Origin of the sequence: Paracoccus sp. SY (assembly GCF_002901215.1) — a bacterium.
Lineage (GTDB): Bacteria > Pseudomonadota > Alphaproteobacteria > Rhodobacterales > Rhodobacteraceae > Paracoccus > Paracoccus acridae.
The window spans coordinates 303,230-323,728 of the sequence record NZ_NWMQ01000001.1 but is presented as its reverse complement, the minus strand read 5'-3'; the positions used below and the strand labels follow the sequence as shown (position 1 = coordinate 323,728).

Annotated in this window: 21 protein-coding genes; 8 read left to right on the top strand and 13 right to left on the bottom strand. The window is 65.9% G+C overall.

The genetic code is table 11. The annotated features are described in order from the left end of the window. The first annotated feature begins 1 nt into the window (after position 1). Positions 2–2,191: a heavy metal translocating P-type ATPase gene (locus tag CK944_RS01575; RefSeq protein ID WP_103171243.1), complete on the top strand. Its 2,190-nt coding sequence runs from the start codon at positions 2–4 to the stop codon at positions 2,189–2,191. Between the two features lie 12 nt (positions 2,192–2,203). Further along, on the top strand, positions 2,204–2,365 hold the full coding sequence (gene ccoS / locus CK944_RS01570) for a cbb3-type cytochrome oxidase assembly protein CcoS (protein ID WP_103171242.1): 162 nt from the start codon (positions 2,204–2,206) through the stop codon (positions 2,363–2,365). A 72-nt stretch (positions 2,366–2,437) separates the two neighbouring features. On the opposite strand, the gene CK944_RS01565 is transcribed toward ccoS, so the two are convergent. Continuing rightward, positions 2,438–4,081, bottom strand: a complete 1,644-nt coding sequence (locus CK944_RS01565) for a D-alanyl-D-alanine carboxypeptidase family protein (RefSeq protein WP_229665102.1) — start codon at positions 4,079–4,081, stop codon at positions 2,438–2,440. Positions 4,082–4,298: 217 nt separating this feature from the next. On the opposite strand from CK944_RS01565, the gene clpS reads away from it, so the two are divergent. From clpS to CK944_RS01550, 3 genes are read left to right on the top strand one after another with little or no spacing between them, the layout of a single operon-like run. Further along, complete coding sequence (clpS, locus tag CK944_RS01560) at positions 4,299–4,616, top strand: ATP-dependent Clp protease adapter ClpS (RefSeq protein ID WP_103171328.1); 318 nt, start codon at positions 4,299–4,301, stop codon at positions 4,614–4,616. A gap of 2 nt (positions 4,617–4,618) precedes the next feature. Continuing rightward, positions 4,619–5,623, top strand: coding sequence for a class I SAM-dependent methyltransferase (locus tag CK944_RS01555; protein WP_239985937.1), 1,005 nt, complete (start codon positions 4,619–4,621; stop codon positions 5,621–5,623). Beyond that, a complete protein-coding gene (locus CK944_RS01550; protein WP_103171239.1) occupies positions 5,623–6,429 on the top strand; it encodes an SDR family NAD(P)-dependent oxidoreductase in 807 nt (268 codons plus the stop codon). Before CK944_RS01555 ends, CK944_RS01550 begins: the two co-directional genes overlap by 1 nt. Here CK944_RS01550 and CK944_RS01545 read toward each other — a convergent pair whose 3' ends face one another. Continuing rightward, positions 6,430–6,849, bottom strand: a complete 420-nt coding sequence (locus tag CK944_RS01545) for a hypothetical protein (protein ID WP_103171238.1) — start codon at positions 6,847–6,849, stop codon at positions 6,430–6,432. Between the two features lie 77 nt (positions 6,850–6,926). Here CK944_RS01545 and hemF point away from each other — a divergent pair, with 77 nt between their 5' ends. Continuing rightward, positions 6,927–7,781: an oxygen-dependent coproporphyrinogen oxidase gene (gene hemF / locus CK944_RS01540; RefSeq protein ID WP_103171237.1), complete on the top strand. Its 855-nt coding sequence runs from the start codon at positions 6,927–6,929 to the stop codon at positions 7,779–7,781. Further along, positions 7,772–8,419 (top strand): LysE family translocator, encoded by a 648-nt coding sequence (locus tag CK944_RS01535; protein WP_103171236.1) that lies wholly within the window; start codon positions 7,772–7,774, stop codon positions 8,417–8,419. The genes hemF and CK944_RS01535 overlap by 10 nt, the downstream gene beginning before the upstream one ends. Positions 8,420–8,425: 6 nt before the next feature. Here the strand turns inward: CK944_RS01535 and CK944_RS01530 are convergent, their stop codons facing one another. Both CK944_RS01530 and hemE read right to left on the bottom strand, forming a co-directional pair. Beyond that, entirely contained in the window at positions 8,426–9,298 is an 873-nt protein-coding gene (locus CK944_RS01530) for a DMT family transporter (protein ID WP_103171235.1), read from the bottom strand. Next, entirely contained in the window at positions 9,295–10,323 is a 1,029-nt protein-coding gene (gene hemE / locus CK944_RS01525) for a uroporphyrinogen decarboxylase (protein WP_103171234.1), read from the bottom strand. The genes CK944_RS01530 and hemE overlap by 4 nt, the downstream gene beginning before the upstream one ends. 83 nt (positions 10,324–10,406) lie before the next feature. Between hemE and hemC the strand changes: the two genes are divergently transcribed. Further along, on the top strand, positions 10,407–11,339 hold the full coding sequence (gene hemC / locus CK944_RS01520; protein WP_370463845.1) for a hydroxymethylbilane synthase: 933 nt from the start codon (positions 10,407–10,409) through the stop codon (positions 11,337–11,339). Between the two features lie 15 nt (positions 11,340–11,354). Here hemC and lexA read toward each other — a convergent pair whose 3' ends face one another. The 9 genes from lexA to CK944_RS01475 all read right to left on the bottom strand — a co-directional run bounded on the left by lexA (position 11,355) and on the right by CK944_RS01475 (position 20,199). Beyond that, on the bottom strand, positions 11,355–12,071 hold the full coding sequence (gene lexA / locus CK944_RS01515) for a transcriptional repressor LexA (RefSeq protein WP_103171327.1): 717 nt from the start codon (positions 12,069–12,071) through the stop codon (positions 11,355–11,357). Positions 12,072–12,172: 101 nt separating this feature from the next. Next, complete coding sequence (glp, locus tag CK944_RS01510; RefSeq protein WP_103171232.1) at positions 12,173–13,351, bottom strand: gephyrin-like molybdotransferase Glp; 1,179 nt, start codon at positions 13,349–13,351, stop codon at positions 12,173–12,175. Continuing rightward, a complete protein-coding gene (gene moaC / locus CK944_RS01505; RefSeq protein WP_103171231.1) occupies positions 13,348–13,821 on the bottom strand; it encodes a cyclic pyranopterin monophosphate synthase MoaC in 474 nt (157 codons plus the stop codon). Before moaC ends, glp begins: the two co-directional genes overlap by 4 nt. Then, positions 13,818–14,609, bottom strand: a complete 792-nt coding sequence (gene trpC / locus CK944_RS01500; protein ID WP_103171230.1) for an indole-3-glycerol phosphate synthase TrpC — start codon at positions 14,607–14,609, stop codon at positions 13,818–13,820. The genes moaC and trpC overlap by 4 nt, the downstream gene beginning before the upstream one ends. A 42-nt stretch (positions 14,610–14,651) precedes the next feature. After that, positions 14,652–15,563, bottom strand: a complete 912-nt coding sequence (locus tag CK944_RS01495; protein ID WP_103171326.1) for a carbohydrate kinase — start codon at positions 15,561–15,563, stop codon at positions 14,652–14,654. Positions 15,564–15,576: 13 nt separating this feature from the next. After that, complete coding sequence (locus CK944_RS01490; protein WP_103171229.1) at positions 15,577–16,824, bottom strand: zinc ribbon domain-containing protein; 1,248 nt, start codon at positions 16,822–16,824, stop codon at positions 15,577–15,579. Positions 16,825–16,827: 3 nt separating this feature from the next. Further along, the gene (locus CK944_RS01485) at positions 16,828–17,937 is read right to left on the bottom strand and encodes an SPFH domain-containing protein (RefSeq protein WP_103171228.1); all 1,110 of its coding nucleotides are present in this window, start codon (positions 17,935–17,937) and stop codon (positions 16,828–16,830) included. 55 nt (positions 17,938–17,992) lie between these two features. Next, complete coding sequence (locus CK944_RS01480) at positions 17,993–19,018, bottom strand: DUF2927 domain-containing protein (RefSeq protein ID WP_103171227.1); 1,026 nt, start codon at positions 19,016–19,018, stop codon at positions 17,993–17,995. Continuing rightward, on the bottom strand, positions 19,018–20,199 hold the full coding sequence (locus CK944_RS01475) for a toxic anion resistance protein (protein ID WP_103171226.1): 1,182 nt from the start codon (positions 20,197–20,199) through the stop codon (positions 19,018–19,020). The genes CK944_RS01480 and CK944_RS01475 overlap by 1 nt, the downstream gene beginning before the upstream one ends. Between the last annotated feature and the right edge of the window lie 300 nt (positions 20,200–20,499).

Here is a 20,499-nt window from a genome sequence, read left to right as displayed (position 1 = left end):
CATGACCGACCTGACCGCATCCGGCTTCAGCGCCTGTCCCGCCTGCGACGCGGCGCCCCTGGCGCAACGTCTGGCGGACCGGGCCGACGTGGCGCAGGGAACGGTGATCCTCTCCCTGCCGACCGCCCATTGCGCAACCTGCATCACCGATGTGGAAACCGCCTTGACCGCGCATCCGGGCGTCCGGGCGGCGCGCGTGAACCTGACCTTGCGCCGCGTCACCGTGGATGCGCCGGGCCTGAACGCCGACGACCTGATCCCTGTCCTGGCTGGCGTGGGATACGAGGCCCACGAGCTTGACCCGGACGCCTTGTCGGCCACCACCGCCGACCGGCAGGGCCGCGACCTGCTGATGCGCATCGGCGTGTCGGGCTTTGCCATGATGAACATCATGATCCTGTCGGTCGCGGTCTGGTCCGGGGCCGAATCCGCAACGCGCGACCTGTTCCACTGGATCAGCGGCGCCATCGCGCTTCCCACGGTGTTCTTCGCGGGCCAGCCCTTCTTCCGCAGCGCATGGGCGGCGATCCGCGTCGGACGGCTGGGCATGGACGTGCCGATTTCGCTGGCGCTGATCCTGGCAAGCGCCATTTCCGTCTATGAAACGATGCAGTCGGGCCATCACGCCTATTTCGACGCGGCGGCGATGCTCTGCTTCTTCCTGCTGATCGGCCGTTACCTGGATCACCGCACCCGCGCCATCGCGCGGTCCGCCGCAGCCGAACTGACCGCGCTGGAGGTTCCGCGCGCCACGCTGCTGGTCGATGGCGCAGAACAGACCGTGCCCGTGGCCAGCCTGCGCCCCGGCGACCTGATCCGCATCCGCCCCGGCGCGCGCATCCCCGCCGACGGAGAGATCACCGAGGGCCGGTCCGAGATCGACCGCGCCCTGTTGACGGGCGAGACCCTGCCCGTGCTGGCGGCGCCCGGCCAGATGCTGTCGGCGGGCGAGGTGAACCTGACCGGTCCCCTGACCCTGCGCGTGACGGCGGCCGGCCGCGATTCCTCGCTGGCGCGGCTGACCGCCCTTGTCGAGGCCGCCGAGGCCGCACGCGGGCGCTATACATCGCTGGCGGAACGCGCGTCACGGCTTTATTCGCCCAGTGTTCACCTCATGGCCCTGTGCAGTTTCGCAGGCTGGATCTGGGCCACCGGCGATCTGCGCCTGGCGGTGAACATCGCGGCGGCGGTGCTGATCGTGACCTGTCCCTGCGCGCTTGGCCTGGCAGTTCCGGCGGTCGCCACGGCGGCATCGGGACGGCTGTTCCGGCGCGGCTTGCTGATCAAGGACGGCACCGCCCTCGAGCGTCTGGCCGAGGTCGATACGGTCGTCTTCGACAAGACCGGCACCCTGACCCTGGGCCGTCCCACGCTGGTCAGCGCCGATCCGCTGCCCACCGGCTTGCGTCCGGTTGCCCGCGCCATGGCGCTGGCTTCCGCCCATCCCTTGTCGGCGGCCCTGGCTGCCGCCTTGGCCGATCACCCGGCTGCCGATCTGACGGATGTGACCGAACATCCGGGGTTTGGCGTCTCGGCCCATTGGCGGGGCAGGATGATCCGGCTGGGCCGTGCCGACTGGCTGGGCCTGGCGGACGATGAGGAACGTCCCACCAGTGCGGCCTGGCTGGCAGTGGAAGGCCATGCCCCGGTCCGGCTTGAATTCACCGACGAACTGCGCCCAGGGGCTGCCGATTGCGTGGCCATGCTTCGCAAGGCGGGGTTGCGGGTCGTGCTGATCTCGGGCGACAGGCAGGCCGCCGTTGCGGATCTGGCGGCGCGCCTTGGCATCACGGATTTCCATGCCTCCGTCGATCCTCAAGGCAAGGAAGCCATGGTGGCCGATCTTGCCGCCGGTGGCGCGCGCGTGCTGATGGTGGGCGACGGGCTGAACGACACGGCGGCGCTGGCGCGCGCCCATGCGTCGATTTCGCCGGCAAGCGCCCTTGACGCCGCAAGGGTGGCAAGCGACATGGTGCTGACCGGCAGCGACCTTGTGCCCGTAGCCGAGGCGGTCGCGACGGCGCGCCGTGCCACCCGCCGCATCCAGGAAAACTTCGCGATCTCGATCGCCTATAATATCGTGGCGGTGCCCCTGGCGGTGGCGGGCATGGTGACGCCGTTGATCGCGGCCCTGGCAATGTCGCTCAGCTCGATTACGGTGACGCTGAATGCGCTGCGGCTGCGGGATTGAAAAGGAAACGTCATGGAAATCCTGTCCATCCTGATTCCGGTATCGCTGGGCCTTGGCGCCGCGGGGCTTGTCGCCTTCATCTGGGCCTTACGGTCGCGTCAGTTCGAGGATCCAAAGGGCGATGCCGAACGCATCCTCAGCGACAAGTGGGACGACCGGCCCAAGCCGGACTGAGGGCACCGGCAGACATGAAGAAGGGGCGGAGATCACTCCGCCCCTTCTTCATGTCAAGGTGATGGCGGGCGTTCAGCGCCCGACCACCTGGCATTCCTGGGACCGGCTGATGAAGCGTTCGCAGACCAGTTCCGCATTGGCCTTGGTCAGGTTCGCGAAGCTTGGCTGAAAGCCCCGCTTGGTATCCGCGACATGGCGCTGTGCCCCGCCCAGGATCGCGCCATCCTGCAAGGCGCTGCGCAGCAGCAACTTTTCGGCCTCGGCCTTGGACTTGAACATGCCCAGCGTCACGCCCCAGCCGCGACCGCTGTTGGACGGCCGGGACACGATCTCCAAAGCCTCGGGGTCGGCCAGGTCGCCTTCGCCCATGGCGGCGAGGATGACCGTTTCCGAACGCGGCTTCGGCGCGGGCGAGGCCAGCAGGGACATTGAAGCGCCCCCGTCCTGCGGCACGGCCTCGGCCACGGCACGGGCGATGGCTTCAGGCTCTGCCCCTGGATTGACGGCTTGGGGCGCGGCGATGCTGGCCGTGGGGCGCGAACGTGGCGCCGGAACCGGGCGGGCGGAAGCGGCAAGGACCGGCGCGGCCAGGCTGGCCGATTGCGGCACGGGCGCGGTCTCGACGGCCGGCGCCTCTGCCACGGCGACGGGTGCGCGGCGGCTGACGGGACGGGCGCTTGCGGTCAGGGACAGCCCGCCCACCGGCGCGGCCTCGGGCGCGGTTTCGACCACGGCTGCCGTCGATGCCAGGGTAGGGCGGCTGACCCGCACGGGCGGGGCCGAGGCCGAAAGCACCAGCCGCTGCGGCTCGGGCGCGGTCGCGGCTGCCGAAGGTGCGACCTGGGCGCGGCGCACGACCCGCTGCGCCAGCAGGCGCGGTGCCTCGGGCCGGACTTCGCGCACGCGATTCGGCACGCGGCTGAAGCCCGCGTCCAGCAGTTGCGCCATGACCTGGTTGCGATGCGCGGTCGAAGTGCCGCCCAGGACGGTGGCGACCAGCCGCTTGTTTCCGCGCTGCGCCGATGCGGTCAGGTTGAAGCCCGCCGCGCGGGTATAGCCCGTCTTGATGCCGTCCGCGCCTTCATAGGCATCCAGGAACCGCTTGTTGGTCGAGGATACCTGCGCGATCCCCGCATCCGCCGAACGACGCGAGAAGATGTTGTAATACTGCGGGAAATCATAGAACAGGCGCCGCCCCAGGATCGTCATGTCATGGGCGGTCGAATAATGCCCTTCCTGGGTCAGGCCGTGGGCGTTGCGGAAATTCGTGTTCCGCATCCCCAGGGCACGCGCCATCTGGGTCATCTGCTGGGCAAAGGCTTCCTCGGATCCCGCAAGGCCTTCGCCGATGGCGGTGGCGGCGTCGTTTGCCGACTTGATGGCGGCGGCGCGGATCAGATAGCGCAGTTCGATCCGCTGCCCGGCACGCAGGCCAAGCTTCGACGGCGGTTCGGCCGCAGCATTGCTGGAAACGGGGAATTGCGAATCCAGTCTGACTTGCCCCCGTTCCACGGCCGTGAAGGCCATGTAGAGCGTCATCATCTTGGTCAGGGACGCGGGATGCAGCCGCGTATCCTCGTTTTGCTTGTAGATCGGCTGGCCCGTGCGCGCGTCGATCACATAGGCGGCGAAGGGTGCCGCCGAAAGCGTCGCCGGAGCCAATACGGCCAGCAGAAGAATAGCCCACAGCCGGGCTGCTTGGGTAATACGGATCACTGTCGCGGTCTCTCTGCCTCGGGACGGCATGTCGTTTGTCGCATGCCCTTGCTTAATATTCGGATAATAGCACGGCATTCACGGTCATGTAACCGTTCATTTGGTGTATTTTGCTGTCCTCTCTCAACCCTGGCCGGGGTTTCATCGGGCGTGAAATGGATTATATTGCTTGCGTAACAGGATCAGCATGACCAGACCGGACAGCATGGCGCACTGGATGACAGACGGCGACGGACCCGACGACCATATCGAACTGGCCGTCAAACCCCGCACGCGCACGCAGCGTCCACCGATGTACAAGGTGCTGATGCTGAATGACGATTTCACGCCGATGGAATTCGTGGTGCATGTGCTGGAACGGCTGTTCAACATGACCCATGCCCAGGCGATCGAGATCATGCTGACCGTCCACCGCAAGGGCGTGGCGGTCGTCGGTGTCTTTTCGCACGAGGTCGCCGAAACCAAGGTCGCGCAGGTGATGGAACTGGCGCGACGCCAGCAGCACCCGCTGCAATGCACGATGGAAAAAGAATAACAGTGACAACGACTCGTCTGGCCCTGGCCCTTTCGGATGGCCTTCCCGAAGGGGATTATCTGGTGATCGGCGCACGGGGGGCGGACGATCTGTCGCCCCTGGATCCGGGCCGCACGCGTATCCAGCAGGGTCATTTCCCCGATCACCGCGCCTTGGCCGCACGCGGGTTTCAGGTGGCCCCCGTTGTCGATGGCCGTTTCGATGCGGTTCTGGTGATCCTGCCACGATCCAAGACCGAGGCGCGGGCCCGCATCGCCGATGCCGCGTCCCGCTTGGCGCCCGGCGCTGCGTTGTGGATCGACGGGCAAAAGACCGACGGCATCGATTCGGTGTTGCGAGAGATGCGTGCCCTTGCGCCCGTGGATGAGGTGCACAGCAAGGCGCATGGCAAGATCTTTCGCCTGACAGTGCCTTCAGGTGACTGGCTGCCTTCCGACTGGACGGCCCGTGCCAACGAAGTCGCGCCGGGTTTCGTGACCCGGCCCGGCGTGTTTTCGGCCGACGGGGTGGATCCGGGATCGGCCATGCTGGCTGCCGCATTGCCCGACAGGATGCCGACCCGTGTCGTCGATCTGGGCGCGGGATGGGGATGGCTGTCTGCGCAGGCCCTTGCCCGTCCCGGGATCGAGGTCATCCATCTGGTCGAGGCGGATCATGCCGCGCTGGAATCCGCACGCGACAACATCGCCGATCCGCGTGCGCGGTTTCATTGGGCCGATGCGCGGGACTTCACGCTGTCCGAGCCCGTGAACGGGGTCATCATGAACCCGCCGTTCCACGAGGGGCGGGTGGCCGATCCGCGCATCGGTGCCGATTTCATCGCCGCAGCCGCGCGGCTTCTGACCGGCGCGGGGCGGCTGTGGATGGTGGCGAACCGGCACCTGCCCTATGAAACCGTTCTTGCGCAGCACTTTGGCCAGGTGGCCGAGGTCAAGGGTGATAACCGCTTCAAGGTGATCGAGGCGACGGGCGCCGGGCGCGGAGCAGCACGCAAGGCCCGGCGCTGATGGGCCTGTCGATCCAGGGCAAGACGGCCATCGTCACCGGCGCCGGGCGCGGCATCGGCTTGGCCATCGCGCGGTCCTTCGTGGAACGCGGCGCCCATGTGATGTTCGCGGACACGGACGAAAGCGCATTGGCCACGGCGATGTCGGATTACGACGAACGGGACCCGCATGTGCGCAGCTTTTCGGGACGGATGTCGGAAAAGCTGGCGACCGCCAACCTGCTGTCGGCCACGCTGGATGCCTTTGACCGGGTGGATATCCTGGTGAACGCGCATCGGCTGGTCAAGGCGTCGGACCCGCTGGACACCGATCTGGACGTGCTGGAACAATTGCTGCGCCAGAACATGATGGCCGGTCTGCGGATGACGCAGATCGTCGCCAAGCGCATGATCAAGCAGGCCGAGGCCGATCCCGAAGACGGCACGGCTGGCACGATCGTCAATGTCTCGACCCTTGCGGCGCTTCATCCGGTGCCTACCATGCTGGGCTATTCCATCGCCTATGCGGCACAGGAACAGGCGACGCGCGGGATGGCCCTGGCCCTTGCGCCGCACCGGATTCGCGTGAACGGCATCCGCTTTGGCAGCGTGATGTCCCATGAGTTGCAGGACTCGCTGCGCGAAAAGCCGGGCCTGCGCGACCGCATCATTGCCGCAACGCCCATGGGCCGCATCGCGCCGGCCGACGAACTGGTCGATACCGTGCTGTATCTGGCCAGCGATGCGTCGCGCTTCGTGACGGGCCAGATCGTGACCGTCGACGGAGGGCGCAGCCTGGCCGACCGCGTGGCGGTGCAGACGGTCTGATCAGCCCTGTTCTTCGGGATAGGCGGCGCGGCAGGCCTGGACGACGGCTTCGGCCCTGCCGCGCAACTTCTCTTGTCGCGCGGCGAGGTTGTCGCGCTTGCGTTCCTCTGCCGCCGGGTCGATGGGAACCCGATAGCGTTGGGTGTCGACGTAATCGCGCCAGCAGGGTTCGTATCCGACGACCCTGTTGCCGTCCTTGTCGCGCCAGACGGTGCGACACTGGGTCAGGCGGTCGCGCACGACCTGCCGTTCCTCCCATGCATAGCCGCGTGCCAGGTTTCCCTCGACCTCGGCCAGAAGGCTGCTGACGGTGCGGTATTCGCTGGTATTGTTGCTGATGCAGCGTTCCTGGGGCGTGCCACAGGCGGCCACCAGGAAGGGCAGGGCCAGCGTCGCGGCAAGGGCGGTGTTGCGGGTCATGGCGGGTCTCTTTACAGCAGGTTATCGGATGCTAACGCCGCGCCAACTGAGTGGCAAATCAAGTTTGGAGAAGGCCGATGGAACAGGAACGCCGCATTGCCGCCGCTTGGTTCCGCACCCTGCGCGACCGTATCGTCGCAGCGTTCGAGGCGTTGGAGGATCGCGGCCCAGGCAGTGCCATGCCGGGCCGTTTCGAGGTGCTGCCCACTGCCCGTGCCGACGATGGCGGCGGCGGGCTGATGTCGGTCATGCGCGGTGGCCGTGTCTTTGAAAAGGTCGGCGTCAACTGGTCCGAGGTTCACGGCACCCTTGCCCCCCGTGCCCAGGCCGCCATGGCCTCGCGCGGGGTGCCGGGCATCGACGCCGACCCGCGCTTCTGGGCTTCGGGGATCAGCCTTGTCGCGCATATGCAGAATCCCCATGCGCCGGCGGTCCACATGAACACGCGCATGTTCTGGACACCCGGCGCCTGGTGGTTCGGCGGCGGGGCCGATCTGAATCCCTGCATCGAATACGCCGACGACACCGCCCATTTCCACGCGACCCTGCGTGCCGCCTGTGACGCCCACGACGCCGCATATTACGACCGCTTCAAGGCCTGGGCCGACGACTATTTCTTCATTCCCCACCGCGGCCGGGCGCGGGGCGTGGGCGGCATCTTCTTCGACGACCTCAACACCGGCGATTGGCAGGCCGATTTCGCCTTCACCCGCGCTGTAGGAGAGGCCTTCCTGCCGGCCTTCCTGCCCCTGGCCGAGGCACGGATGGACCGCCCCTTCACCGATGAAGACCGCGATACGCAGCTGATCCATCGCGGGCTTTATGCGGAATACAACCTTGTCTATGACCGGGGCACCAAGTTCGGGTTGGAAACCGGCCACAACGCCGATGCCGTCCTGATGAGCCTGCCGCCCCTGGCGAAATGGATCTGATCCAGCATTTGCCCGCGGGGATCGAACCAGCGGCCTTGTGGGGCTTTGTCCTGGCCTCGATCCTGATGGAGATCACGCCCGGTCCGAACATGGCCTATCTGGCGATCCTGGCGGTCGGCGACGGGCGGCGCGCCGGTTATGCGGCGGTGGCTGGCGTGGCCCTGGGCCTGCTGGCGGTGGGGCTTGCCTCGGCCCTGGGGGTGGGTGCGGCGGTTGCCGCCTCGGCCTGGGCCTGGCAGATCCTTCGCTGGGGCGGAGTGGGCTATCTGCTGTGGCTTGCCTGGGACGGCTGGCGCGGCGCGGAAGAATCGCCGGAACATGCTGCGCGCGGATCAAGCCTTGGCCGGTTTTTCCGGCGCGGGTTGGTGACGAACCTGCTGAACCCCAAGGCGTTTGCCCTGTATGTCGCCGTCCTGCCGGGTTTCCTGTCGCCCCAACACCCGGTGATGCCTCAGGCGATCGCCTTGTCGCTGATCTATGTCCTGATCGCCACGGCGATCCATGCGGGGATCGTGACCGCAGCCGGCACTGCCAGCAAGGCCTTGGCCGATCCCCGGCGGCAAAAACTTGCCCGGCGCATCCTGTCACTGATGCTGGTCGGGGTGGCTGTCTGGCTTGCGTTCAAGACCGCTGCCTGACGGGTGTCACGTCGCTGCCAGCAACCAGCCGACACCTGCCAGGATCAGCCCCATTCCCAGCAGTTGCAGCGGCGCGACGGCTTGGCGGAATACCCGGCCTGACAGTGCCTGCGCCATGACGACCTCGACCAGGGCCAGGGTTCGGACATTGGCGGCAGGCGTCAGGGCAAAGCCGATGAACCAGAACAGCGATGCAAAGGCGCCCAGAAGCCCGGCAACCAGCGAAACCCGCCATTGCGCCATGATCCCGGCCAGGGCAGGGCGGTCGTACAGCACAAGCCATGCCGCCATGGCGACAGTCTGAAGTCCCAGCGTAATCGCCAGGATCGTGATCGCGCGGATGCCATAACTTCCGTCGGGCAGCGCCAGCAACGCGCCGCGAAAGCCGATGGCAGACAGCCCGAACAGCGCGCCCGACAGGATCCCCGTGGCCATCGGCTTCCAGGCCATGCGGGACCAGGTCGCGCCGGATGCCAGAACCACGCCCAGCGTCGCCAAGCCGATGGCGCCCAGCCGGGACAGGCCAAGCGGTTCGGCCAGCAAGACGGCACCGATCAAGGCTAGCGTCACCGGTTCGGTCTTCATCAAGGCCGTGGCCACGCCGAACCCTTGGCCGCGCATCGTGACCAGCATCAGCGCGGTCGCGGCGATCTGCGCCATGGAGCCAAGCGCGCCCCACCCCAGAACCGCCGCGTCAGGCCGGGGGATCGGCACCCAGACCGCGGTCAGGCCCAGGGCAAGGATCGCGAAGGGAAAGCCGAAGACGAACCGCACGGCGGTCGCCCCCAAGGTGCCGATCTGCCGCGTAAGCCCCGCCTGGGCGGCGTTGCGCGCGGTCTGCGCGGTGGCCGCGATCAGCGTGGCCGCGACCCAGATCATGCGCTGCGGACAGCCTCGATCATCGCGGCGACATTATCGGGATTGGCGTCCGGCGTTATGCCGTGACCCAGGTTGAACACATGCGGCCCGCCCCGCAGCGCGCGGGTGATGCGCTGAGCCTCGGCCACCAGGGCGGGTCCGCCCGTGACCATATGCCGCGGGTCCATGTTGCCCTGCACGCAGCCGTCGGTCTGCACATGCCGCGCGGCCCAATCGACATCGACAGAATTATCCAGGGCCACGCAATCGGCCCCGGTCGCCCGCGCAAAACCGACATAGCGTTCGCCCGCCTCTCGCGGGAAGGCGATGACGGGAATGTCGGGATGGCGTTCCTTCAGCGCGGCGATGATCCGGCGCGCAGGGGCCACGGCGAAATCATCGAAATCGGCGCCTTTCAGGCTGCCTGCCCAGCTGTCGAACAGCTTGACGACCTCGGCCCCCGCCTCGATCTGGGCAGACAGGTAGAGGATCGTGGCATCGGTGATGCGGTCGATCAACGCGGTGAAGGTCGCACGGTCCTGTTCTTTTAAGGCATGGGCGGGGGCTTGGTCCGGCGTGCCGCGCCCGGCGACCATGTAGGTGGCGACAGTCCAGGGCGCGCCGGCAAAGCCGATCAGCGTGGTTTCCCGAGGCAATTCCCGGGTCAGAATGCGAAGCGTCTCGTATACGGGCGCAAGGCGGTCATGGATCGCATCGGCAGGTTTCAGGCGCGCCAGATCGCCGGCCGAGGTGATGGTGGACAGGCGCGGCCCTTCTCCCGTGACGAACCACACATCCGCGCCAAGCGCCTGCGGAACCAGCAAAATATCCGCAAACAGGATCGCCGCGTCGAAGCCGAACCTGCGGATCGGCTGCAACGTCACCTCGGCCGCAAGGTCCGGGTTGTAGCACAAGGACAGAAAGTCCCCGGCCTGCGCCCGTGTCGCGCGGTATTCCGGCAGGTAGCGTCCGGCCTGGCGCATCATCCAGATCGGCGGGGTGGACAGGCTTTCGCCAGCCAGGGCACGCAAGAGAAGTTTGGTCATGGGGCCTCCTGCGGCCCGTTCAAGGCGAGGCGGGGGGCGTTGTCAAGCTGCCCCGCTGTCGCTATGCCGGGGTCATGATGCAGATGCCTGACCAAACACGCCCCCTGAAAATCGGAACGCGCGGCTCGAAGCTGGCGCTTGCCCAGGCGCACGAGACGCGGGACCGGCTGGCCGCTGCCCATGGCCTGCCGCCCGAGGCTTTCCAGATCGTCGTGATCAAGACCACCGGCGACAGGATCCTGGACCGCCCTCTCAAGGAGATCGGCGGCAAGGGCCTGTTCACCAAGGAAATCGAGGACGCGTTGATCGCGGGCGAGATTGACATCGCCGTGCATTCCATGAAGGACATGCCGACGCTGCAGCCCGATGGACTGGTGATCGACTGCCTGCTGCCGCGCGAGGACGTGCGCGATGCCTTTGTCAGCCCGCAGGTCCAGTCGATCGGAGCTCTTCCGGCCGGTTCGGTTGTCGGAACCTCCAGCCTGCGACGGCGGGCCCAACTGGCCCACCGCCGCCCGGACCTGCAACTGGTCGAGTTTCGCGGCAACGTCCAGACGCGGCTGAAGAAGCTGGACGAAGGCGTCGCGGTGGCGACGTTCCTGGCGATGGCGGGGCTGTCGCGCCTGGGAATGTTGCATGTGGCGCGCGACCCGATTGATCCGGCCGAGATGCTTCCTGCAGTCGCGCAAGGCGCCATCGGCGTGGAAAGGCGGGCAGGCGACAGCCTGTCAGCCGAACTGTTGGCGGCCATTCATCATGTCGAAACCGGCCACCGCATCAATGCTGAACGGGCGTTCCTGGCTCGACTGGACGGATCGTGCCAGACACCCATCGCCGGTCTGGCCGAACTTCGCGAGGACAGCCTGCTGCTGCGGGGAGAGATCCTGCGGCCCGATGGCTCGGCCGCCATCAGCGGTCACCGAGAGGGCAGCGTAAGCGAGGGACCCGCAATGGGGGCCGATCTTGCCGAAGAACTTCTGGCCCGGGCAGGCGAAGGGTTCTTCGACCATCTTTGAGGCGTGAGGCCCGGATCAATAGCTGCGGATCAATCCGACAAGGCGCCCCTGGATGCGCACCCGATCCTCGGGCAGGATACGGGTTTCATAGGTCGGGTTCGCCGCTTCCAGCGCGATCATGCCCCCACGGCGGCGATAACGCTTGAGCGTGGCTTCGCTGCCGTCCACCAGGGCCACGATGATGTCGCCGTTATCGGCCGTGTCCTGTTCCCGGATCACCACCACGTCCCCGTCGTTTATCCCGGCCTCGATCATCGAGTCGCCTTGCACCTCGAGTGCATAGTGATGTTCGCGTCCGGACAGCATGGTGCCGGGGACGGCGACATGATGCGACACCTCTGAAATCGCCTCGATCGGCACACCCGCGGCGATTCGGCCCATCAGCGGCAGTTCGACCGCGGGACTGTCGGCGATGGTGATCGCCCCCCGGGGCCGCGGGGGCTTGGCTGACGACACAACGCGCGGCGTGAAGCCTTGCTTGGAGGCAGCGGACTCGACTTCGGCATCGGCCAGCAGGGCATTGGGAAGACGCACGATTTCCAGGGCACGTGCCCGATGGGGAAGGCGGCGGATGAAGCCCCTTTCCTCAAGCGCCGTGACAAGCCGGTGGATCCCGGACTTCGACCGCAAGTCCAAGGCTTCCTTCATTTCATCGAAGGACGGCGGCACGCCATCGCGGGCCATGCGCTTCTGAATGAAATCCAGCAGTTGAATCTGCTTTTTCGTCAGCATCGCATTCATCCCCGGCATCTTCTTGTTCCTTTTCTGTTCTATCGCACAAGCTGAATCGCGTCAACAAACAGAGCATAAGGAACTGAAAATTTAGTTAATCCTCAGCCGGACAGGGGCATGAAATCGACGATATCCCCCGCGACCCGAGGCGGATCGTTCGCAGGCCTCACCAACAGGGCATCCGCGCGGGCCATCAACGACAACCGCGCCGAATCCTGGCTGGGGAAGGGACGGATCAAGGGCAGGTCATCCCCATCCTGAAGGGCAGCGCGCAGATAATGCTGCCGGTTTCCTTCGGCTGGAAGATCCTGGGCCAACCGTGCTTTCAGCAAGGGTCGAGAGTCATCCAATCCTTGCATAGCGGCGATCAGAGGTTGCATGAACAACATTCCGCAAATTATTGCGGAGACGGGATTTCCCGGAAGGCCCAGCATCGGCTTTCCGTTCAGCTTGCCTGCCATCAGGGGTTTTCCCGGACGCATGGCGATCTTGTGGAAGGCAAGGTCCAGCCCCCGTTCCGCGGCGACCTTGCCAATCAGATCGTGATCTCCGACCGAAGCGCCGCCAATCGTGACAAGCAGATCGGCGTCCTTGGCCGCTGCGAACCCTGCGCGAAGGCTGTCCTCGGTATCCCGTGCGATGGGAAGGATCTGCGCCTCTCCGCCCGATTGACGGGCGAGGGCGGCGATGGCCAAGTCGTTCGAACTGATGATCTGACCGGGGTCAGGGGCGGTGCCGGGTGACACCAGTTCGTCCCCTCCTGCAAGGATCGCGATGCGGGGGCGGGCGGAAACGGTGACGGCAGGAATGTTCATCGCGGCCAGCAGGGCAATATCGGCCGCGCGCAACCGGCGTCCGGGTGCAAATTGGTCGCCTTTCCGGAAATCGTCTCCTGCCGGGCGGATGTTGTTCCCGCCTGCAGGATCCGTGATCGTGATCAGGTCACCTTCGCGCAGGACATTTTCCTGCATGATCACGCGGTCGTATCCATCCGGGACAGGCGCCCCGGTGAAAATCCGGACGGCCATGCCCGCGACTGCTGGCCCTGCATAGGGATGTCCTGCGGCAGCCTCTCCGATGACGGTCAGCGGTTGGCCGATATCGCAGGAACGGATGGCATAGCCGTCCATGGCCGAAGCTGCAAAGGGCGGCTGCGTCATCCGCGAGATCGCGGGTTCCAACAGGACGCGGCCCCATGCCTGATCAAGGGGCACCAGCTCGGGCACCGGCATCGGCGCCAGCGACAGAACCTGGGCCAGAGCCTCTTCCACCGTTATCACAGGTCAGCCTCGTAATCCCCTGACTTGCCACCGCTTTTGCGGACAAGACGGATGTTGCCGATGGCCATGGATTTTTCCGCAGCCTTCAGCATGTCGTAGACGGTCAGGCAGGCCACGGACACGGCAGTCAGCGCCTCCATCTCGACCCCGGTCTGGCCGGTGGTGCGGACAGTTGCGGTGACGCGGATACCGGGCAAGGCCGGGTCCGGGACCAGATCGACCGAAACCTTGGTGATCGGCAGGGGATGGCATAGCGGGATCAGGTCGGCGGTGCGCTTGGAGGCCATGATCCCGGCCAGCCGGGCCACGCCCATCACGTCACCCTTGGCTGCGCCGCCCTGGGCAAGGGCAAGCGTCTCGGGCAGCATCGTGACGCAGCCTTCGGCCACGGCCTCGCGCGCGGTGACGGCCTTGTCAGAAACATCGACCATGTGGGCTTTGCCAGAGGCATCGAAATGCGTCAGGCTCATGCGGCGACATCCAGGATATGCCGTGTCGCAGAGGTCACGTCGGCCTGACGCATCAGGCTTTCGCCGATCAGGAAGCGCCGGGCGCCCACCTGCATCATCGCGCCAAGGTCGGCAGGGGTGAACAGGCCGCTTTCGCAGACGATGTCGCGATCCGCGGGAATGCGCGGGGCAAGTTCGCGCGTTACATCCAATGACAGATCGAAGGTCTTGAGATTGCGGTTGTTTATGCCGATCAGCGGCGACTTCAATCGCAGCGCGCGATCCAGTTCGGCGCCATCGTGAACCTCAATCAGGGCGTCCATGCCCCAGCCGAAAGCTGCGTCTTCAAGTTCTGCCGCAAGGCCGTCATCGACCGAGGCCATGATGATCAGGATGCAATCGGCCCCCCAAGCCCGCGCCTCGGCCACCTGATAGGTGTCATAGAGGAAATCCTTGCGAAGGGCAGGCAGCGAACAAGCCTCTCGCGCAGCGGTCAGGTATTCAGGAGCACCCTGGAAGCTGGGGCCATCCGTCAGCACCGACAGACAGGCCGCCCCTCCGGCCTCATAGGCTTGTGCAAGCGACGGAGGATCGAAGTCGGGCCGGATCAGTCCCTTGGACGGACTGGCCTTCTTGATTTCGGCGATCAGTGCCGGACCGGTCGCAGCCTTGGCTGCCAGGGCGCGGGCAAAACCGCGAGGGGGCGATGCGTTGCGTGCAGCAGCATCGACATCGGCCAGGGGACGGGCAGCCTTGGCGGCGGCGATCTCGTCCAGCTTGTAGGCCTTGATCTTGTCCAGAATATTCATGCGAACGGTTCTAGCGCCGCTTGCGCGCTTCGGGAAGGGCGTTCAGGCCGGCATTTCGTGCGCCCAGGGCGGATTGGCACCCGGCCGCGAAACGGTGATGGCGGCAGCCTGGGCGCCCAGCGTCAGGGCGGCAGCGATCCGTTCGGCCGTGATGGCGGCCAGTCCTGCCTTGGACAGGACGCCTTGACGGCGCAGGCTTGCCAGAACGCCCGCATTGAATGTGTCGCCCGCGCCGATGGTATCAGCAACCGTCGTGCGGATGGCAGGTGCCACGACGGGGTCTCCCGACCAATGGGCCCGCGCACCCGCAGCCCCGCCGGTTTGCAGCACCAGGCGTGGACCCTGTTCCAGCACCTTGCGAGCCGCATCTTCGGGGGTTTCGTGCGGATAAAGCCATTCCAGATCGTCGCCCGACAGCTTGACGATATCGGCCCGCGCGATCAGGCGGGCAAGGCGCGCGCGATAGGCATCGGCATCGGTTACGAAAAAGGGGCGGATGTTCGGGTCCAGCATCACCGGAAGTCGGTCGCCGTTCCTTTCGATCAGCGCCTCGATGGCCGCGCCGCAAGGGTCGGGGACAAGGCTGATGCCGCCGGCGAAAATGGCTTGGATGTCTTCAGGCAGGGCCGGGATGTCGTCGGGCTTCAGCATCCGTCCGGCCGAGCCTTCGTCATAAAAGGAATAGCGCGCCTCGCCCCCGGTCAGCGTCACAAGGGCAAGCGTCGTCAGCCGGTCCGTGCGCGGACAAAGGTCGGTGTTCACCCCTGCCTCGGACAGGGGGCGCAGCAACACGTCGCCAAACGGATCACGGCTGATCGGCCACAGATAGGCGGCGTCTTCGCCCAGGCGGCCAAGCGCAATGGCCGTGTTATAGACCGAACCGCCCGCCAGGGGACGAAACGCCCCGTCTTCGGGCACCATGTCGATCAGCGATTCGCCCGCGCACAGGATCATCATCCCCTCCCGATCAAAAACCCTGGATGACGACATCGTCCATATGCAGGTCGATATAGCCCCCTGCCTCGGCCAGATACAGGAAAGCCGTTACCGCAACCAGAGCAGCAATGACGGCCGCCGCGATTTTCCAGATCGACCAGGGACGTTCGCCCATGACCCGCCCCGACTGGCCGTTGACGACAAAGCGATAGCTTTTGGCGTTATAGCGATAGGCAGCCGTCCAGATCGGCAGCATGATGTGCTTGAACGTCTCGTCCGCATGGGTGGTCTGGATGTGATCGACGCGCTGTTCGTCGCCGCCGATGTCGCGGCGGGCGTCGTTCAGGATCACGCCGGCCATTTCCGCCCTTGCCGTCTTGTGACCTTCGGCCAGCGGGATCGTATAGGCTTCGGCTTCCAGGCCCGCCAGGTAGTCGGGCCGATAGGGGCGCAGGTGGGACAGATCCCAAGGCATCAACCCGTCCACGAACCTGCGCGGCAGCGATGCCGAGGCCAGCACAAGAACGTCGTTGAAATCCCGCGCGACCTGGCCCGATGCCGGGCGCCATCGGGTGCGGCGAACCTGGCGCGCGACCTGCTGGCTGCGGCCGTTGACCTGCTGCGTGACCCAGACGGTTTCATAATAATAATCGCCGCGTTGACCGACATAATGCGACCGGGTGCGGGCATCGAAGGTCCAATAGGGCGAATAGATGCCGCGCATCCGTCGGTCCCGCCGGGCATAGGCGGTCAGGCCGGACGGCGCGAACCACAATCCGCCCAGCCAGTCCTGCATCGCCTTGTGGGCCTGATCCTCGGTCAGCAGAAAGGGCAGCACGCCCTGGGGCTTGATCTTGCGGCTGGAGCCGGTGTCGGTGACGGCGGGCGTGGCGCAGAACGGGCAGACGTTCGAGTGGATGGAGGTGCCGATCTCGACCTGCGCGCCGCAGTTCGGGCAGGACAGCAGCCGGACGGTCTCCGCCAGATCCGACCCGGCGTCCAGCCGCAGCCCCTGGTCCAGGGGGATCTCGACCAGATCGGGGGATTTGTGGCCCGCGTCCCATTGCAGCGCCCGGCCGGTTTCAGGATCGGCCAGGATGGCGTCGGCACCTTCGGCACCGCCTTGCGTCTGGCGTGCGGGCGCCCGACCAGGGCCGTCGCCGATGGCCTGCCTGTGTCCACACCAGTCACAGACAAGCATCTGCTGGCCGGGCTGGAAACGCAGACTGGCCCCGCATTGTTCGCAAGGATAGCGGTGTTCAGCCCGCGGCGTCGGCATGGATCAGCCGGGTAGCGGCGGCGGCATCGTCGGGAACAGCCTGCCCAGTTCCGGAATGTCACCCGCCTTGCGCCAGCCGTCCTGCCCGGGTGTCCAGACAAGCGTCTCGTTCCCGAAGCGGCCTTCGGTGGCCAGGCGTTCCAGGCCCGCCAGGTCGAACGGCCCCTGTGCCGCGCCGTTCAGCGCGACATGCCAGACGGTGCCGGTCTGGCCGGGCAGGGGTGGCGGCGTGGCGCCAGCTTGGGGGACGCTGCCCCAAGGTCCCGTCGCGGGCCGGGTCATTCCCATGCCCATAGCCGCGCCCATGGCCGCACCCATTCCGGCGCCCGCCGTACCGGGGTTCTGGCTGGCGTTCACCATCGCCTCGCCTGCCGCATACTGGCCGAAGCGGTCCAGATCGCCCAGAATTCCCATCGAGGTGCGCTTGTCCAGCATCTTCTCGACTTCTTGGGGCAGGCTGATGTTTTCAATATAGAATTCGGGTATCGACAGGCCATAGGCCGCGATCGTCGGCTCGATGGCCTGGGCGACCAACTTGCCCAACTGGTCCGTATTCGCGGCCATGTCCAGGACCAGGATGCCGGACCCGGCGATCACGCGGGAAAATTCCTGAACGATGACGTTGCGGATCTGAAAGGAAATCTCGTCGCGGGTGAATTCGCCGTCGGTGCCGACGATCTCGGTCATGAAGCGGGCGGGATCGGTCACGCGCATCGAATAGGTGCCGAAGGCGCGCAGGCGGACCGGACCGAATTCGGGGTCGCGCGCCATGATCGGGTTGCGCGTGCCCCATTTCAGGTCGTTGAAGCGCGTCGTGCTGACGAAATAGATCTCGGACTTGAAGGGACTGCGGAAGCCGTGGTCCCAATGCTGCAAGCGCGTCAGGATCGGCAGGTTGTTGGTTTCCAGCATGTAGAGGCCGGGACCGAAGCTGTCGGCAAGCTGGCCTTCATGGATGAAGACGGCGGCCTGCCCTTCGCGGACGGTCAGCTTGGCGCCATATTTGATGGCGTTGCCGACGGTCGGATAGCGCCAGACCATCGTGTCGCGGGTGTCGTCGGTCCATTCGATGACCTCGATGAATTCGCCGCCGAGTATGTCGAAAATCGCCATGATCGCCTCCGCCGGATGTTCCCTCTTATGCGGCCACGCCCCTGCGTGGCGCAAGTCAGATGCTTTGCGCCAGCAATTCGGTTGCGATCTGGCGGACGATGGGTTCCGCTTCGGACGCGGACATGCCCGGACGCAGGCGCCGGTCGTAAAGGATCCGCAGCAGCAATTCGTCATGCCGGGTCAGCAGGGCGAATTCCTCATCGTCGTTGAAGATCGAGGGGCGCGCCTGGGGACTGTCATTGGCAAGCCCCATGCCCTGCGCCAGTTCCTCGTGGATGCAGGAACTTTGCAGCAGGGGCGGCAACTCGGCCCGGATCAGGGCGACGGCGTTGGAATAGACCGGGACGGCACCGCGCGAATAGGCGAAGACCGTGCAGAAATTGTCGGCGTCCAGGTTCTGCATGACGACGATGTCGTTCGGCGGAATGCCCGGCACCAGTTGTGCAAGACGAGGTCCGATGGCGCGGCGTTCGTCGTCGGAAAGAACCATGACGATGAAATTGCCGCGACTGTCGGTCAGCGACACGTTGTGGCCGGTCGCCTGCGCAAGTCTCTGGGCGAACTGACTGACCTCGACCCGATAGGCACGGCGGGTGGCGACATCCACGACCTGCCCGAATTCGATCTGCAGGCGGACCGGATCCTGCCAGCGACGCAGGGGCGCCGGAGACCCTTTGCTGCCCGGTTGAATGCCGGTGGTGCCGTATTCGTCCCGCAAGGCGATGGCGATGAAGTTCCGGGTCAAGGTATCGGCGTCGATGGGTGCATCTTGGGGCACCCGGTCGCGGCGCAAACGGCCCTGGTCAAGCAGGGCACGTTCGGCGCGGGCATAAAACTCCCGTTGCGCGGTGCTGACCATGCTGGCCTGGGTAAGCGCCTCGGCGGCGGCGGCGTTGGCCGCGCGGTTGCGTTCGGCGCGGGCCTTGCGCAAGGCTTCCTGCGAGGGTTCAAGTCCGGCAGGCCGCGCAAGAGGCCGCGGCGCAGGTTCGGGCGGGGGTGCGGGTTCGGGCGCCTGGCAGGCCGTCAGAACCAGCAATCCCAGCAGGGATAGAACAGCTTTCCGTCCGCTTGCGTGCTTCATCACCGTGCGGGCGTCCCCGGCGTCGTCACCTGCCGCTGCGCGGTGGCGCGGGCCAGCGTGTCGCGCAGTTCCGCCTCCATCTTGGTCAGGTCGCTTTCGGCAGCGGCGCGGCGGGCGCGGCCTTCGTCGGCGATGCGCAGGCTGTCCTCGATCGTGGCGATCAGCTGGGCATTCGCGGCCTTGACCGAGTTGATGTCGAAGACGCCGCGCTCGGTCTGGGTGCGGATCTGGACATTCGCCTGTCGCAGGTTGTCGGCATTGCGGGTCAGCAGATCGTTGGTCAGGTCGCTGGCCTCCTTGACGGCCCGCGCGGCCTCGGCGCTGCGCTGGATCGTCACGGCCTGGGCAAGCTGCGTTTCCCACAGCGGCACAGTGTTCACCAGGGTCGAGTTGATCTTCGTCACCAGCGACTTGTCGTTCTCCTGGACCAGCCGTATCGAGGGCAGGGACTGCATCGTCACCTGCCGGGTCAGCTTCAGGTCGTGGACCCGGCGTTCCAGATCGTCGCGCACCGCCCGCAGGTCGCGCAGGGCCTGGGCCTGGATGACCTGATCCTCCTCGGGGGCGGCCCTGACACGGGCTTCCAGTTCGGGGATGGCGGTGCTGTCCAGTTCGCGCAGCTTCTCCTCGCCCGCGGCGATATACAGCGCGAGTTCGTCATAGAAGTTCAGCGTGTGGTCATACAGCAGATCCAGCGCCTTGATGTCTTTCAGAAGCGTCTGTTCATGACGTTCCAGTTCCACCGTGATCCGGTCGATCTGGGTCTGGACCTGTTCATAGTTCGCGACGAATTTCGCGAACGGCGCCGACCGGCCCAAAAGCTTTTCCCACCAGCTTCGCGTCCGCCGCATGTCCAGTTCCGAGGTCGAGAAGCCGCGGATGGTGGTGACGATGCTGCGCAGGCTTTCGCCCGCCGGACCGACGTCCTTGCTTTTGACATCGGCCAGCATCTTCTGGCTGATTTCCTGAAGGCCCGCCTGGGCGCGGGTGCCGAAGCGCACGATCGAGCCGCTGTCGCCCAGGTCGATTTCGTCCATGCGGCGGCGGATCTCGGCCGTCAATTGCGGATCGGCGGCGCGGACCGACAAGGGGTCGGCCTGGGGCTGCGGCAATGGCGCCGAAGTCACCGTTTCGATTTCGCGGCGGATTTCCTCGGCCCGGCGGCGGGTTTCGTCGGTCATGGCTTCCTTCCTTGTCCCTGTCGCGGACAGGCTTGTCGCAGCACAGCATAGGTCCGATGCGGCGCGGTTCAACCAAGTGAAGCCGAAAATGCACAGCCAGTGCAAGGGGTCACTGGCGCGATTCGCGCGGCAGGGAAACAGGATCAAGACGACGCCACCGCGCAGGCGCGTTAAGCAGGATCATCCGGGTACCTGTCTAAAATGTCAGGTCTTTCTGCGACCATTTCAAATTTTATGCATATTCTTCCGGCGGTCCGGATGCTAATCTTTGCCTGTTGCCGATTGTCGTCCTCGGGGTTT